Source organism: Arachidicoccus ginsenosidivorans, from assembly GCF_007971385.1.
Taxonomy (GTDB): Bacteria; Bacteroidota; Bacteroidia; order Chitinophagales; family Chitinophagaceae; genus Arachidicoccus; species Arachidicoccus ginsenosidivorans.
In genome coordinates this window covers 5084949-5099970 of sequence record NZ_CP042434.1, presented here as the reverse complement: position 1 = coordinate 5099970, position 15022 = coordinate 5084949, and the positions used below count along the sequence as shown (strand labels likewise).

Genomic DNA, 15022 nt, shown 5'->3' with positions numbered 1-15022 from the left:
GAACCATAGAATTGTCGCAAAATGACAAGGAAAACGCCATTAAAAATCTAATTCAAAAATCAATTTAAAATGAAAGCTATAATAAGAGTACTTATCGTTTTTTTATTATTCAATGCCTTGATCATTCCTGCAAAACTATGGGCGCAGCAAAACGTACAGTTAACATTGAATTTAGATAAAGCAGACCGCAAAGTAAGTCCAATGCTCTTTGGGTTGATGACCGAAGAAATCAATCATTCCTATGATGGAGGACTCTATGCAGAGCTTATTCGTAACAGAACCTTCCAGGATGACAATCAAAAGCCAGTATTTTGGCAATTAACTGACTCCACCAGCAAATCTGCAATAACACTGGATAGAAATGAACCGCTGAATAAGTATTTAAAAGTGTCCCTTAAATTTGAAGCAAACAAGGATGGTACATTACCTGGTTTAGAGAACCTGGGTTATTGGGGCTTCCCCATAAGAGCTGCCACACTTTATAAGGGTAGCTTTTATGCCAAATCCATAAAAGGTGGGGGGCACTTAGAATTGGATTGCGTGCTAAGGACGGCAAGCATTACTATGCCAAAACGACGGTTCATTCAATTGGAACGGACTGGCAAAAATACACTTTTGAGTTAAAGACTGCACAGGATATAACCCGGACAGCGGAGGCGGTATTTGTAATTACTCCCTCACAACCAGACACTTATTGGTTTAATCTTGTTTCAGTTTTCCCGCCAACCTATAATAATCGTCCTAATGGTAACCGTCCGGATATTATGCAATTACTATTAGAGATGAAACCAACTTTTTTACGCTTGCCCGGTGGAAACTATCTGGAAGGAGGTAATTTTGCCAATCGGTTTGCCTGGAAGCATACCATTGGGCCTTTGGAAAACAGAAAAGGACACAAAGGCACCTGGGGATACAGGGCTTCTGATGGTATGGGCTTACTGGAGTATTTAGAGTGGTGCGAAGATTTGCATATTGAGCCAGTACTTGCCGTATTTGCTGGCTATACATTAGGAGGAGATCACCTGGAAGGTGATCTGTTAACACCTTTTATCAAAGAAGCCTTGGAAGAAATTGAATATGTTACAGGAGATATTCATACTAAATGGGGAGCCGTTCGCGCTAAAAACGGACATCCTAAGCCATTTCCATTGCATTATGTAGAAATTGGCAATGAAGATTTTTTTGACAGATCCGGAAGTTATAAGCAGCGATTTGCACAGTTCTATACGGCTATCAAGGCAAAGTATCCAGCACTTCAAATCATTTCTACTTTTGGAAAGCAGTTTGATATTGCAGGCGGCACGGCAGAAATAGAAGATGAGCACTATTATCGTAATGCAGAGCAGATGGAGGCAGATGCGACACATTATGATAATTATGACAGAAATGGCACCAAGGTGTTTGTAGGGGAGTGGGCTACAAGAGAGGGGAGTCCTACAACTAATTTTAATGCCGCTTTGGGAGATGCCGCCTGGATGACAGGTATGGAACGTAATGCTGATATTGTGGTAATGTCCTGTTATGCGCCACTGTTTGTCAATGTTAATCCTGGCGGGATGCAGTGGGAATCTGATTTAATTGGCTATAATACCTTAAATAGTTATGGTTCGCCATCCTATTATGCGCAAAAGATGTTTAATACTTATTTGGGAAATAGGGTTGTACCAATTGAAGCAAAGGGTGTCCCCTTAAAAGCGCAAACACTTTCCAAAAAAGATTCAATAGCTGGGAAGACCCCCAATCAAATACCTGCAGTTTTTTATGTAGCCACTAAAGATACTGCTTCAGGGGCGGTCTTTCTTAAATTGGTTAATACAATCGGTAAATCCCAGAAAGTCTCCATCCAATTAGAGGGAAAGGCAAAAATCAACAACACCGCAAAAACAGTTGTGTTAAAGGCCAACAGTCCATTAGATACAAATAGCATTGATGACCCATTAAATATCGTCCCGGTTGAAAAAGAAATTAAAGGGATAAAGAAAAATTTTACTTACACAATGCCGCCCTATTCTATCCAGGTTGTTCAAATTCAAACAAGATAAATCGGGCGCATTCATTGCACATATTTCAATAAATAAGAGTTTTATGAATCGACGCAATAAAAAAGCAGTCATATTTGTTAGTATGTTCCTAATGGTTTGTATGGTCGGATTTGGACAGAATCCGATCATACAAACCATATTTACTGCAGATCCTGCGCCAATGGTGTATCAAGACACGGTCTATTTGTATACAGGTCATGACCAGGATGGTGCAGGCTACTTTGATATGAGGGACTGGCATATTTATTCAACAACTGATATGGTTAATTGGACAGATAGAGGTATTGGTTTATCAATCAAGGATTTTAAATGGGCCAATAAAGATGCCTGGGCCGGGCAATGTATTTATCGAAATGGGAAATTCTATTGGTATGTACCTATCAATAAAGAGGGGGCAGGCATGTCCATCGGCGTAGCCATCTCGGATCACCCGACCGGTCCATTTAAGGACGCAATTGGGCAGCCATTGATAGAAGGAGGCTGGGGGTATATAGACCCAACTGTTTTTATAGATAAGAATGGACAGGCTTATCTTTATTGGGGGAACCCAACACTCTATTATGTAAAGCTAAATAAGGATATGGTCTCCTATGATCATAAAGTTGGTATTGTAAAAGTGCCGCTAGACAGGACTGGATTTGGTATAAGGGTAATTGACGCAGATAAAACTTTTTCTTGGGCAGATACTGTTCTAGTAGAACAATCTGAATGTTTTCAGGAGCCCAAAACAAATAAGTTTTATTGGTATACGGCGGCAATTGATCATTCAACTGGCCAAAAAGTGATTGGTGTGGCTGTTGCTGACAAAATTATTGGCCCTTATAAGGATGTCCTTAATAAACCCTTGATAACTGAAAATTGCGATACCGGAAATATCAATCCCACGGTTGTTGTTGACGATCATAATGATACCTTGCTTTATTGGGGTAATAAAGCGCTGTACAGTGTAAAATTAAATGCAGACCGGATGTCTTATTCCAGCAAGCCAGGTATTCAGGTTGTCTCTAAGGCTGATTTAGGAAAAATCCAGCAAAAAATTACTGCTGCTAACAGCAGTAACGGCAAAAGGGTATCTGCCTATGAGGAAGGCCCGTGGTTTTACAGACGAAAAGACCGCTATTATCTTATTTACCCGGCCGGAGGGGTACCGGAACACCTGGCTTATTCCACTTCTCTAAATCCAACCGGGCCATGGCAGTACCAGGATACAATTATGGCCGTTATTGGCAAAGGTGGCGCCTTTACCAATCATCCGGGTGTTATCGATTTTAAAGGGAAATCTTTTTTCTTTTACCATAATGGGGCATTGCCTGGTGGTGGCGGATTTGACAGATCTGTTTGTGTGGAACCTTTTAAATATAATGCAGACGGTACCATTCCTAGAATTAGTCCCACAAAGCAAGGGGTTAAGCATAGCTTAGCGCCATTGGATCCCTATATTCGCCAGGAAGCGGAGACCATTGCATGGGAGCAGGGGGTTAAGACAACCACTTCTACGCTCAAGGGGTCTATGTAACGAATTTGCAAGATGATGCATATATAAAAGTAAGGGATGTAAATATTAATAAAGGGGCAAAGGATTTTAAAGCGGAAGTCTGGGCAGCAAAATCAGGGGGCAGCATAGAAATTTATGTAGATAGGATAGATGCGGACTGCCTCATTGGAAACCTAAAAATTAATCCAACGGGTGAAACAGAAAATTGGCAGGTTCAATCCACTAAATTGCGCCCTGCGCAAGGTCTTCATGAAGGACTACATGATTTATATTTTGTATTTAAAGTGCCTGATAAAAACACAGTCCATTTCAACTGGTGGCAGATTAAAGGCACTAAATAATGGTAATAAATACAAGGGGCAATGCAGCAGTGCATGTATAATTCACTTTATACAGCTCTGCTGTGGCACCTTTAAATTGCTGCCAATTAACCATTTTTCGGCCCTGAATCAATTCTAATTCAACGCTACTTTTCTAATTATTGCGCTTGCGTTAAATATTCGACCACCTGTTGGTCTTTAGTGGAGAACGCAATTCCCATATTAATTTCTTTCTGCTATCACCCTGATAAGGTGCGAGATACGCTTTGTCCTTAACCTGTTGTAAAGCTTCTATTGCTGACTGGTCTATTAGCAATTGAATACCATAAATATAGAGATCTGTTTAACGATCATATGGACTTCAGGGGGCTTATCGGTACAATGTACTTCAGTATCTAAATGTGCACTTAATAGCTGAAATGCAAGCACAGTGGTTGCCTTAAAAAGAAAGTCCGCTCTTTGCTTCCAGTGTTCACAGCAGATGGGTGCAATGAGCTTATTTAATAGATTCATAAGTTCCGGTAAATCCTTCTTTTGCAATGCTGAACTAATAGCTAGGGTCAGCATCGTGGTGTCCTGAATATTGCCATCGCGGTATAGATTTAAAAGCTCTGATAAAAGCCCAATTTTAATTTCTCTATTCGGCAAACCCAGACTAAATGCGCGCCAATATTCTGAGATCGCCTTTATAGTCAAATAACCCGTCTGGTACAAAAGTGAGCCAATGCTCGGGTCCACAGCATAAAAGGCTTTTACGCCACTACTTCCCAAACAAATCCCTTCCAGATCATAAACATTTTGCGCTTTAAGGCGTTTTGACAAAATAGAGACATTTCCAGTTAGCAACCAGTAACCGTGAAATGTTTGATCCCGCATAAAACTTAATATTGAAAAAGGGCCAGTTTACCTGGAGCTCATCGCTCACATTTTCAGCAAATAAAGAACGCATCACCAAATTGGCAGAAAAAAGCAATACCCCAGTAGTAAATAGAGATTATGCGTTGCTGGTTGGAGAGCCTGTAAATACCTATTATAGTTATAAGATACTGGGCGTATGGCAAAAAGGAGAGGAGGACCAGGCTGCTGTGTTTGGCGAGGCACCGGGCGATCTTAAAATTGAAGTGCCTGGGCTAATCAGTTCCGGAGACAACAGTTTTTATAAACTAGATGCTAATGGGAACCCGTAGTGGATGATAATGGTAACAAGATTATCTATAACGCCAATAATCCTTATGCGATTAGCGACAATGATCGCCAGATCATCGGGCATAATTCACCTGACTGGTCACTAGGCTTCCAAAATAGCTTCTCCTATGCAGGTTTTGATTTGACTGTATATGCCTATATGCGTTTTGGGCAGATGATCAATTACTCCTTCCTGACAGATTACGATCCCAGTGGAGGTGATAATTTTGGGTCCTATTTTAATTATTGGACCGCTTCCAATCCTTCCAACGATTTTCCAGCACTTAATGCCTCCAGGCAGCGCCAGGATTATGTCGGTTTTGGCGGCCTTTCCTATATAGATGGCTCATTTTTTAAGATCAAAAACATTACCCTTGGATACACGTTGCCAGCGAGTACATTAAAAAAGCTGCATATTGACCGATTACGCTTTTACGCTACTGTCACCAATCCTGTGGTCATCGCCAAAAGCCATCTGATTCAAGATTATGATCCTGAACAAAATGGTAGCCTGGACTTTCCACTGACAAAACAAATGGTGCTGGGACTAAATCTGAGCTTTTAACCAGCACTGATCTTATAAATAAAATGTTCCACACGCATAAAATCAATAAAAATGAGCAAGTTTAATCATAAAAAACCGAAGCAATTCCAGATAAAAAGGCTTTTTAGCCGGGCGCTTTTCGCGCTCTGCTTCCTGCTGGTACTTTTTTGCTATTCATGTAACCTGGATGAGTATAACCCCAGTGCAGGAGATGCCACGAAGTCCTCCTTTCATACCTGGAGCGGCTTATTAGTGCAATGTTATACACCCTTATATGACCAGTTGTTTTCCGCTTCAGATTTTTTATATGTTTCAGAGGCGGGTACAGATCTATGGCTGAGTCATAATGATAACGATAATACCAAAGAACTTTATTATTATGAATCGCTCACAACCAGCACCAATGCTACAAATAAGCTTTTTAAACAGGCCTATTCCGTTATTACCACCTGTAATTCTGTGATTAGTGGTGCAGCAAATGTGACGGATGGATATACCGCTACTGTAAATGAAATGGTGGGCGAGGCCAAATGTCTGCGCGGGTATTATTACTTATTACTGGCCACCTATTATGGCCCCGTCACTTTAAACTTAAACCCAGTTGGTCAGACACCGGACCTGACACCAAAACGTAATACCATAGCGGAGATCTATACGCAGATTATTAAAGATCTCTCTGAAGCCTCCAAGGCACTTGGCGTAACGCCTTATGATGGCAATCCCAGCCGGGTCACTAAAAAATCGGCGCTCGGCTTGCTAGCCAGGGCTTACGCACAGGGTGCAGGAGAAGGACTCACAGAAAACGGCGTGTCTTATTGGCAAAGGGCCAAAGAAGTATCTGAGGACCTGATCACCAATGCCAGTTCCTACAACGCTATGTTATACCCCGATGTTGCAGATGTATGGTCTGATAATAATAATCGCAACAATAAGGAGGCCTTGTTTATCGCCTCCGGCCCGGTGAGTGGTGAAAGCGACAGCTGGAATTATGCATCCAAATCCAACAAGCTGTTTTCCTATACCTATTGCGACCCAAATGCACTGCCCGAACTAGTCATTACCAAAAATAAACAGAATTATTTCTATGGCCGGGTCAATAATAATAATTTTGCCCCTTCCAAATACCTGATTAATTGTTACGATGCGAGTTGGGACAAACGCTGGGAAAACATTTTCACCACCGCTTTTGCTAATTTCTCCATGGTTCAGCCAGGCTGGATGGCCTATCTTGAACACGTGGCCTCCTTCCAGATTTATCCTTATCTTTCAAAACGCTAATATCTCCATTTGTTTTATTAAAGGCGTGTATCCATCGTGCAATTGTTTGTGGTGTCGTCCCATGCAGCTGGGCGACATCATCACAACTTAGTTTACTGTCTTGGATGGTACCTTTCAATTCTTATTTTTTATGATGCAAAAGTGGCATCAAAGGATGCAAGGCGTTCATCCGCATTAGACTTAACCGCGTCAAAACTGATTTGACTCAAAGCAGTATTATTTGAAAAATGTGGCAAATAACCCAGTTCAGCTAATCTGTCAGTAAATACCACCAAATTGGAAGATTCCACAATGATTGTATAATCAGCCGCTTTTAGTATGATATTTTTCAGCACCGCATCTTGAACAAAGAGGCGGTGCAATTGCTGGTTATCAGGAGATAGCTTAAATACCAGCAGGTTGGTAACCTGTTGAATACATTTTGATCTATCCAAAAGCGCCATTATTTCAAATTTCCAATAGTCTGGCAATGGTATTTGGATGGATTTTATAAACTGGCGGATGGATTTTATCAAATCAGCAGTTGTCTTGGCATTACGGATGATTTTTTGGCTACTGAAAACTAATTGGTCGTGATTCAGGGGGATCGTCCAGTTTTTGAGCAGTTCTACGGCTATTTGCATGTTGCCCTTCACTGTGATTTTAAGACTATCTGGTGCGAGCTCAAAATGGATGCGCTCAATATGCGTTGGTACATGATAGGTATCACCGTCCTTATACTGGAATACATAAGCGCCAAGGGATGTCAACCTGCATGCGGAAAAATTCACATCCTGTTGCAATGACTGGTCATAATAATTAATATCCGGTTCTTCCTTGTCGTATGCCAGATCCAATAGGCCAAATGCTGCCGCACTCAGCATCGCATTTGTAATCAATCGTTTGCGTATGATTTTTTGTTTTTGTAAATAGGATCCATAAGTGAATGCCATATGATCAGGTGAATTATGATCCAAAGATAATTGATTGAGCACATATTTATCTAACGGATCTATTCTAAAAAGGTTTAGCTCAGCATATTGAATAATCGCGTCCAAACTAGTCCACATGCCTTGAGGTAGGTATTTCAAAATACTGAAAACTTGCCCCAGGGCTTCGGGATGAAGATACATCTCGTTTAATTTTCTAACCCCCTGAATCGGTGCCACCACCGCTTCTATAATCGTTTCAAAGAAATTTGGGGATAAAAAAATACTTTGAATGGTATCAGCTAAATCTGTAAAGGGATAATGTTTAGGTGTACCATGCAGTAAATTGGCCATTAAATAGGCCCTGAAATAAGCTGGTCCGTCTGGGAAAGTTTGTAGTTTAAGTTTTTTCTGAAATCCTTTTATAGAGGCCATATTGATATAATCGTCCAGGGTCAGTTTGAGCTGCCCTTGTTGGATCATGGCTGAAATAGCCGGCAATTCCTGGAATATGGGAACTTCCGTATGGTATTGTAACCAGGTTTTGGGCAGTTCAAAAGGTTGAATCTCTTTTTCCTGGTCAGAAAGCAATGCATCCGCAAAGGCTTTCTGCATGAACGCAGGTAGGGCGAAACAGACGCGTAACCGCTTTATCTTGGCGGCCAAGTCTTCCGATCTAAATCCATAATCCAACCCTTCTGATTTGATAAACATAGTCCATATCCTAAATTTATCCTTGCATTCGATTTGCAAGCTAGCAAAATTCGCGCTTTCTTTAAATAGGTCTTCCCCAAAGTATAATTTGGCCTCTTTGTAAGGCACTACGACCTCTTTAACGAGTTTGATCAAAAACGTTTGATCCTCAGTAGTCATCGACTCAAAATATAAGCGCAATAACTCCCTGTCTCCATAAAACAATTGGCACCTTTCTGCCATTTCCGTTTTAACTGGTGCTGGCGTGGATTTTATCCGTTTTATCAGGATGTCAAAAGTTGAATTCCTGATTCCCTTGAAAAGGTTTTTTGAAACAAATCCCACAACCGTATTATACCAATCCTTATAGCAACGCCTTTCGTTGGTAAAATCAATCATTACCTGTTCCTTAAAACATGCCAAATCCATCATCGTAATTTCTCTTTGTTCTATTATAATACTATCTTCCTCAAAACTATAAAATTATTAATATCAGCAGCCTGTAATTTAGATAATCCTGCGTAATAAATTGAAAATCAAAATGTAAATTATTGTTTACAGGATCCGGCACCTCAAATAACGGCAATCTGATCGCTGCCTTTTATTATCCATATGATTTTAAATTAACGTCCACTAATTTTAATGTTTTTATCCATTTGTGCTCAGGTTACCGGTGAATAGGTGTTAGATTTACCCGCTTTTGTACTTTCTTTGGTTCTCGATGCTTAAAAAATGAAGGAAACTGCGCTATTGATAGTGCGTTTTGACACAAATTTAAATCTTCAGGTAGTAAAGACGCCCCCGCAATCTCTTGTTTTTTAAATGTCCAAATCACCAAAATTGCCAGATTTTAATTAAAAAAACTGTTTAATCTAGTCCTTAAAAATATATTTTTTATTTTAATGTCTAAAAATCCCATTTTTTTTCGGCTAAATTGGCTGAATTCAGACCATTTAGGATTTGCTGTAGGTGCCGTAAACATTGAGTTTTATAGCCCAAAAAGATTATTTTGAATTTACCAAATATTTTGCTGGTTAAAAATCCCATTTTTGAAAATAATTATGTTCCAAATTTTTCAAAAATCTTTGGTTAGAATTTCCTGTAATCCTACCTTTATGTCCACAATTGCTGATAACCAATCCAAACCGCCATTTTAATCTGTGTTTAAATATAGCTTTCATAAGCGCAATTATATAAAAATGATGGTTAACGTGAATTAGAAGTTGAGGGATGCAAATGAATACGGTATAATTTCAATAGACTAAACAAGTAAAGTGATGAATATAGGTCAAAATGGGTTAGAAGGGTCAAGAAGACCTTGGAGGGAGGGAGACACCATTACAGATGATCCCGGGCTAAAGCAATTATTGCAAACACTATGGACAATGGTTCAAGGTCCCGCCTTAATTGATAGCTATGATGTTTTTTTGGACCTTAGAATCGTTACTAGTTTCGACTTGGTATTTGGTGGAAAGGCCGGTCGTGTTTTTTTAGTAGACATGATCAATGCCTTTTTACCATCAAATGTAGACAGTATTAATAGCCTTACCAAAATTCAGCAGCCAAAAGGATCCTCATCTGGAAAGCAAGGCCATAAATTTGATTTTTGCTTTGAAGATGATTTGGGACGATTAATCGTAATTGATATGCAAAAAACCTTTTTGAATAATTATCAAAAACAAATTGAAAAGGAATTAAATAATGTCACAAATGCATGGCTGCAGCAAACATCTGCCAAAAACCAAAGGAATGATTTTCCGGTTATTGGTTTAAGTATTGTTGATTTTTTAGTTGGTGGACAACCTACAGGCAATTGTATAAAAGTAGCAGATGATAATGATGACCAGTTGCAGGTACTGGATATGACAAAAGGTGAACCGTTATTATTGTTGACCGAGTTAAAAAAAATAGAGACTGAAGCAGAGGATTTATATGATACAAAAGAAATGTTTTTGTTTCTTCTGGCTAATTTAGGCAGAATTGGGGAAGTCCCGAATATATTCAATACGGAATATTATCTGCCATTATTTGACTTGGCGAGATTCGCAGATCGAAATAAGGAGGAAAAGGCGAGATATGAACAAGCCGTATACGACCAGGTTGTATTGGAGGATAGGGCACAAAAATTTCCCATTGAGTTATTTAAATACGGCTTAAAGGATTCGTTTACAAGAGACGTTGAAGAAACTGGGAATAAAAGAAAAATTCAGGAATTTACCTGTGGTCGTTTATATGTGTATAGTCATCTAACGATAGAAGAGATTGCAGACATCGTTGAACTTTCTGAGGACGAAGTGAAAGCAATTATAAAAGCAGAGGGAATGAAGCTGATTAGTAAAAACTAGTCTTAGGTTAAGTATAGGGGCTTTCGTGATGTTACTGCGTATTATAAGAGGGCAGATAAAGGAACAAAAAAAACAGCAACTTAACGAAAGGGTTAAAATTAATTGGTAGAAGAAGGAGAAGGCTGGGGTACTTATATATTAAAAGTTGTAGCGTATTTAGACTGGGAGGTAATATTAATAGATTGATTTTGCAGTGTGAATGAAGATTGCTTTTGCTTGGAAGGATTGGAAGGTTTATTTATAAAGAAAATGTATTAGCTATTATGAAAGAGTACAATATAGATGATGCTTGTCAGAATTTGGCGAGTGCGGTGTTTGAAGGGCATCAGAATTTTGAAACCATCGATTGGTCCTTGGTAGATCCAGAGGTGATTTTGAAGGAAATCAAAAGAAAAGGTAAGGTATTTATGAGTCTGCTGACGGATCACGGATTCAAAAAGGGATTTTGTGATGATAATATCGCAACACCTGAATTGACCGCCCTGGTGGATGGAATCCTTGAAGAAATTGGTCAACCACTGCTTGGCGAAGCTAAGTTTTTAAATACTGAGCTCAAAGGAGAATCACACAAAGAACGCGATGCGATTTTTGACGCTAGATTTATAGATGCAAATGGTCGCTTTATATCTATGGAGATGCAACAAAGTCGATTAAAGTTCATGTTGGATAGAACTAGCTTTTATTTATCTAGGGCAGAAGTTCTTGGTGTTAAAAAGGGTAGGGCAGGCAATAATTTTAAGGGGGGGCCGTTTATGGCAATCTCTATTATAAATTTTGTGCTTTTCGATGAGTACCCCAGTGTGGTAGAGGTCGTTGAAACTATTAAAGGTACCAATACACAAGTTGCCGACCGCAGAAACAGGATTTTTATCCAATTGCCAAAATTCAATAAAAAAATTGATCAATTGGAAGGGGATTTAGATAAATTTTTGTATCTATTAATTAATATGGGTAATATGCACGAAGTGCCAGAGGTCTTTGATAATGATTTATTTCGACCTGTATTTGAGAAAATGAGAATTGCTAATTTAAATATTGAACAAATGAGAAATTACATTGCAACAGAGCAAAAAGGAGAAATTATGCGACTTCGCATTGAAGGTGCGGAGGAATATGGTATTGAGAAAGGCCGAAAAGAAGGTCTCGAAGAAGGCATCGAAAAAGGCATCAAAAAAGGCATCGAAAAAGGCCGCAAAGAAGAAGGTGAAAGAAAAAGCATTGAGTTTATTTGCAATTTGTTTTCAATGGGCATTAGAAAAAAGGAGAAACTTGCAAGGGCTGTAAATGTCCCTTTAGAATTTGTGGAGCGCGTTTTAAATGATATAGATTCTGGTAAAATACCATCGGCATAATTTAAGAACGAACATTATATCGCTCTGGGGAACTCCAGAGCGATATAGTGTTTTGTTATAGGTTAAGGTTATTCGCAATTGCACACAAAGAACTAAAAATTAATTTAATATTTTTTATTCACCCAACTTTTGAACAAATGAGAAATTACATTGAAACATTTCAAAAAGGAGAACTATTACGACTTCGCCTTGAAGGTGCGGAGGAATATGGTTATGAAAAAGGCTTCAAAATGGGCCTTGAAGAAGCCCGTGAAGAGGGCCGAATGAAAGAAGCCGAAAGAAAAACCATTGAAATTATTTGCAATTTGTTTTCAATGGGTATTAGACAAAAGGAAGAGCTTGCTAAGGTTGTAAACACTTCATTAGAATTTGTGGAGCGTGTTTTAAATGATATAAAATCTGGGAAAATAACATCTGCATAAAATTGGGCCGTCTTTTATTGCTTATTAACACCATAATGGCATAATAATTTATTATGAGCGTTGCCAAGCTTATTATATTAAATTTTTTGGCCTAAAAGTTACATGGGGAACCATTATGGTGTTTTTTTTCAAAATTTGTGTAGATAAACTAAATATCGCAATGAATGCTTTCGTAGTATCCGAAATTTCAATGTATTAAAAGCAGATTTATGAAAAAATAGCACATACGCTGAATTAGTCCTCAAAATCTTTAAAAAGGACATTTACCGTTTTGTTGTTCTGCTATTACTGGAAGTCCTCATAAGATCATCAAAATTTTGCGCAAGGTCGGTTTGAGTCTGACTTTCTGTTATAAATTGAATCGCATTTATATCCTCGGATACACCAATTGAAGGAACATAACCTAATTCTGAAAGTCTGCGAATAAAAGCGGCCTGGTGAGGCTTACTTACTATCAAAGTAAAGTTTTCTCCTTTGAAACAAAGCTTTTTGAGTTCCTTGTCCTGGGCAATTATTTTATGGAGTGCGAGGTCATGGGGAGAAAGCTTGTAAACTATCGGCTGCATAATTTCTTGTACGTTGTTTGTTTTGTTGACCAGCTGCGCCAATGCTGCTTTCCAGTTTACCGGAAGTTCTTGATAGATGGCGTCTTTAAATTCTCGAATGTTCTGAATTAACGCCGTTTTGCTTTTACAACCTGCTACAATAGCGGCTAAGTCAAGTTCTAAAATATCATCCCGCGATATAGAACGTTTGGTCCACTGATGAAGTAATTCGTGGGCAATTTCCATATCACCTATTACTTTAATTTTTAATGCTGCATCATCTAAGGTAAAACCCACTGTGTCTTTAATGGATTTCTCCGTATCATAGTCATTTTCATTTTTAAAAAGGCGTGCACCCAATGGTGTTAGTCTAAATGCAGTAAAACTAATCCAAGGGCTCGTTTCATACTTGTAGAACCCATATAACAATTTATGATCATGTGTGTCATATGCCAAATCAAGTAGTCCGAAAGATGCTGCGGTTAACAGCACTCCTCTGATGAACAATTGTTCTACGATCTTTTTCCTCGTATCTATTTCAGCCCTCTCAAATGCGTCAAAATCGGGATTATGTTTGTCCAATCTTAATTCTTCGATTGCATAATTGTTGACAATCGGCTCAAATTTCCATTCCTTTTCATGGAGTTCCAAGTAACGGTTAAATTGATGCAAAAGAATCCATTTTCCTTTGGGTAATATCCTTAGCAAAGATAAGGCTTTAGTAATCTCACCAGGATTCAGGCAGGTGACATAAAAGTTTTTGAGATTTTCAATTGGAAATAACGTGGCAGCCAGAGCGGCTTTGCCGGGTTGCTGTTGATGGAAAATTTGTTGCAGGATTTCTAAAACAGGAGTCATTGGTCTATACCTTTCCATTTCCAGATTACTGGCAATCTGCAGTATCTTTACATAGCCACTATCATTTGGAAAATTGTGCAATTTTAGCTTTTCGGCTGCAATTCTTAGAGACGCAATACTTAAATAACCATTTTTATTACGTTTGATTTTCCCTTGTTGTAAATAGGCCAGAATGACAGGCAGCTCTTTGAAAATAGTCGCCTCCGATTCAAAGACCTTAAAACGTTGATTAATTTCTATCGGTTCAAGATAATAGTCTTTTGGTTTGACTGCGATTTGCCTAAAGGCTATCTGCATAAATTCAGGGAGCACAAAAATATAGATTTCTGGGTGAGAATTTAAATCACCTTCTTCAACTTCTTCTTCTTCGTTACCATACCAATCCCCTTGCTCACCATCATAATCGTCCTGATCCTCGAATCCTTGGAAACCAAATGGATCACTAAATTTCTCATAATCTAAATCGAATCGTTCTGAGGGGAATTCCGCTTCATCGTAAGGGTTATCGGCAAAATAGTTTAAGGTTAAAAAACTGCCCCATTTTGCAAATGCTGGTGAGATGATCGGGTCGCCTTTTATATCGGGTTTATCCAGAATCATTTTATCGCCAAAATATTGCATGGCCTCAGGATAAGGAATATACTGCTGCCAGATAAGCATATCCAAAAATCCCCGATCGTTGTTATTGTAAAAATTATAATAACATTGCAGTAGTTGAAGGTTTGTAAATAGTAGCTTACATATATTGTAAATATCCTCCTCTGTGGGAAGTAAAGCGCTGTGCAGTAGTAAGTTTTCCAGTTCGCTGGCGGCTTTTGAACCGGTATTTTGATTGTTCAGCCAATTAGAAAATAACCGAACATCCACTAGCCAGAGTTCTGCGTTTTCATAAAATTCGCCAGATTCTTCTAAGGAATCCAGGATTTCAGAAAGGATTTCTTTGCTAAATTCCAGTTTTTTTTCAGGGTCATTCATTTGGCCTTTTTGCCCATTATTTGATTTTATTGAATTGTCCTTTTTTGAATGTTCTTTCAT

14 protein-coding genes are annotated in these 15022 nt (G+C 38.8%); 10 read left to right on the top strand and 4 right to left on the bottom strand.

The genetic code is table 11. The features are described from left to right. Window positions 1-69 precede the first annotated feature (69 nt). The 4 genes from FSB73_RS25745 to FSB73_RS20425 are packed head-to-tail and all read left to right on the top strand — an operon-like array spanning window position 70 to window position 3878. A complete protein-coding gene (locus tag FSB73_RS25745) occupies window positions 70-624 on the top strand; it encodes a hypothetical protein (protein WP_225974219.1) in 555 nt (184 codons plus the stop codon). Further along, entirely contained in the window at window positions 537-2042 is a 1506-nt protein-coding gene (locus tag FSB73_RS20435) for an alpha-L-arabinofuranosidase C-terminal domain-containing protein (protein WP_225974218.1), read from the top strand. Before FSB73_RS25745 ends, FSB73_RS20435 begins: the two co-directional genes overlap by 88 nt. A 43-nt stretch (window positions 2043-2085) precedes the next feature. Further along, window positions 2086-3558 (top strand): family 43 glycosylhydrolase, encoded by a 1473-nt coding sequence (locus FSB73_RS20430; RefSeq protein ID WP_146786543.1) that lies wholly within the window; start codon window positions 2086-2088, stop codon window positions 3556-3558. A 5-nt stretch (window positions 3559-3563) separates the two neighbouring features. After that, a complete protein-coding gene (locus FSB73_RS20425) occupies window positions 3564-3878 on the top strand; it encodes a carbohydrate-binding protein (RefSeq protein WP_146786540.1) in 315 nt (104 codons plus the stop codon). A gap of 288 nt (window positions 3879-4166) precedes the next feature. Here FSB73_RS20425 and FSB73_RS20420 read toward each other — a convergent pair whose 3' ends face one another. After that, window positions 4167-4733 carry a hypothetical protein gene (locus tag FSB73_RS20420; RefSeq protein WP_146786537.1) on the bottom strand — a complete coding sequence of 189 codons (567 nt, stop codon included), beginning with the start codon at window positions 4731-4733 and terminating at the stop codon, window positions 4167-4169. An 11-nt stretch (window positions 4734-4744) separates the two neighbouring features. On the opposite strand from FSB73_RS20420, the gene FSB73_RS20415 reads away from it, so the two are divergent. The 3 genes from FSB73_RS20415 to FSB73_RS20405 are packed head-to-tail and all read left to right on the top strand — an operon-like array spanning window position 4745 to window position 6864. Next, complete coding sequence (locus FSB73_RS20415; RefSeq protein ID WP_146786534.1) at window positions 4745-5044, top strand: hypothetical protein; 300 nt, start codon at window positions 4745-4747, stop codon at window positions 5042-5044. Further along, window positions 5044-5607 (top strand): hypothetical protein, encoded by a 564-nt coding sequence (locus FSB73_RS20410; RefSeq protein ID WP_146786531.1) that lies wholly within the window; start codon window positions 5044-5046, stop codon window positions 5605-5607. The genes FSB73_RS20415 and FSB73_RS20410 overlap by 1 nt, the downstream gene beginning before the upstream one ends. A gap of 51 nt (window positions 5608-5658) precedes the next feature. Then, on the top strand, window positions 5659-6864 hold the full coding sequence (locus FSB73_RS20405) for a RagB/SusD family nutrient uptake outer membrane protein (RefSeq protein WP_146786528.1): 1206 nt from the start codon (window positions 5659-5661) through the stop codon (window positions 6862-6864). Here FSB73_RS20405 and FSB73_RS27800 read toward each other — a convergent pair. Both FSB73_RS27800 and FSB73_RS20395 read right to left on the bottom strand, forming a co-directional pair. Beyond that, window positions 6776-6982: a helix-turn-helix domain-containing protein gene (locus tag FSB73_RS27800; protein ID WP_146786525.1), complete on the bottom strand. Its 207-nt coding sequence runs from the start codon at window positions 6980-6982 to the stop codon at window positions 6776-6778. The genes FSB73_RS20405 and FSB73_RS27800 overlap by 89 nt on opposite strands. 10 nt (window positions 6983-6992) lie before the next feature. Then, entirely contained in the window at window positions 6993-8897 is a 1905-nt protein-coding gene (locus FSB73_RS20395; RefSeq protein WP_146786522.1) for a hypothetical protein, read from the bottom strand. An 845-nt stretch (window positions 8898-9742) separates the two neighbouring features. On the opposite strand from FSB73_RS20395, the gene FSB73_RS20390 reads away from it, so the two are divergent. From FSB73_RS20390 to FSB73_RS20380, 3 genes are all read left to right on the top strand, one after another. Next, window positions 9743-10810: an Rpn family recombination-promoting nuclease/putative transposase gene (locus FSB73_RS20390; protein WP_225974877.1), complete on the top strand. Its 1068-nt coding sequence runs from the start codon at window positions 9743-9745 to the stop codon at window positions 10808-10810. A 263-nt stretch (window positions 10811-11073) separates the two neighbouring features. After that, the gene (locus tag FSB73_RS20385) at window positions 11074-12162 is read left to right on the top strand and encodes an Rpn family recombination-promoting nuclease/putative transposase (RefSeq protein WP_146786517.1); all 1089 of its coding nucleotides are present in this window, start codon (window positions 11074-11076) and stop codon (window positions 12160-12162) included. Between the two features lie 137 nt (window positions 12163-12299). Beyond that, window positions 12300-12584 carry a hypothetical protein gene (locus FSB73_RS20380; RefSeq protein WP_146786514.1) on the top strand — a complete coding sequence of 95 codons (285 nt, stop codon included), beginning with the start codon at window positions 12300-12302 and terminating at the stop codon, window positions 12582-12584. A 263-nt stretch (window positions 12585-12847) separates the two neighbouring features. On the opposite strand, the gene FSB73_RS20375 is transcribed toward FSB73_RS20380, so the two are convergent. Then, window positions 12848-15022, bottom strand: coding sequence for a hypothetical protein (locus FSB73_RS20375; protein WP_146786511.1), 2175 nt, complete (start codon window positions 15020-15022; stop codon window positions 12848-12850).

Excerpts from the sequence above, each read along its gene's own strand:
- FSB73_RS25745 (WP_225974219.1), top strand. The coding sequence starts at position 70 with ATGAAAGCTATAATAAGAGTACTTATCGTTTTTTTATTATTCAATGCC.
- FSB73_RS20430 (WP_146786543.1), top strand. The coding sequence starts at position 2,086 with ATGAATCGACGCAATAAAAAAGCAGTCATATTTGTTAGTATGTTCCTA.
- FSB73_RS20420 (WP_146786537.1), bottom strand. The coding sequence starts at position 4,733 with ATGCGGGATCAAACATTTCACGGTTACTGGTTGCTAACTGGAAATGTC.
- FSB73_RS20405 (WP_146786528.1), top strand. The coding sequence starts at position 5,659 with ATGAGCAAGTTTAATCATAAAAAACCGAAGCAATTCCAGATAAAAAGG.
- FSB73_RS20395 (WP_146786522.1), bottom strand. The coding sequence starts at position 8,897 with ATGATGGATTTGGCATGTTTTAAGGAACAGGTAATGATTGATTTTACC.
- FSB73_RS20390 (WP_225974877.1), top strand. The coding sequence starts at position 9,743 with ATGAATATAGGTCAAAATGGGTTAGAAGGGTCAAGAAGACCTTGGAGG.
- FSB73_RS20385 (WP_146786517.1), top strand. The coding sequence starts at position 11,074 with ATGAAAGAGTACAATATAGATGATGCTTGTCAGAATTTGGCGAGTGCG.
- FSB73_RS20380 (WP_146786514.1), top strand. The coding sequence starts at position 12,300 with ATGAGAAATTACATTGAAACATTTCAAAAAGGAGAACTATTACGACTT.
- FSB73_RS20375 (WP_146786511.1), bottom strand. The coding sequence starts at position 15,022 with ATGAAAGAACATTCAAAAAAGGACAATTCAATAAAATCAAATAATGGG.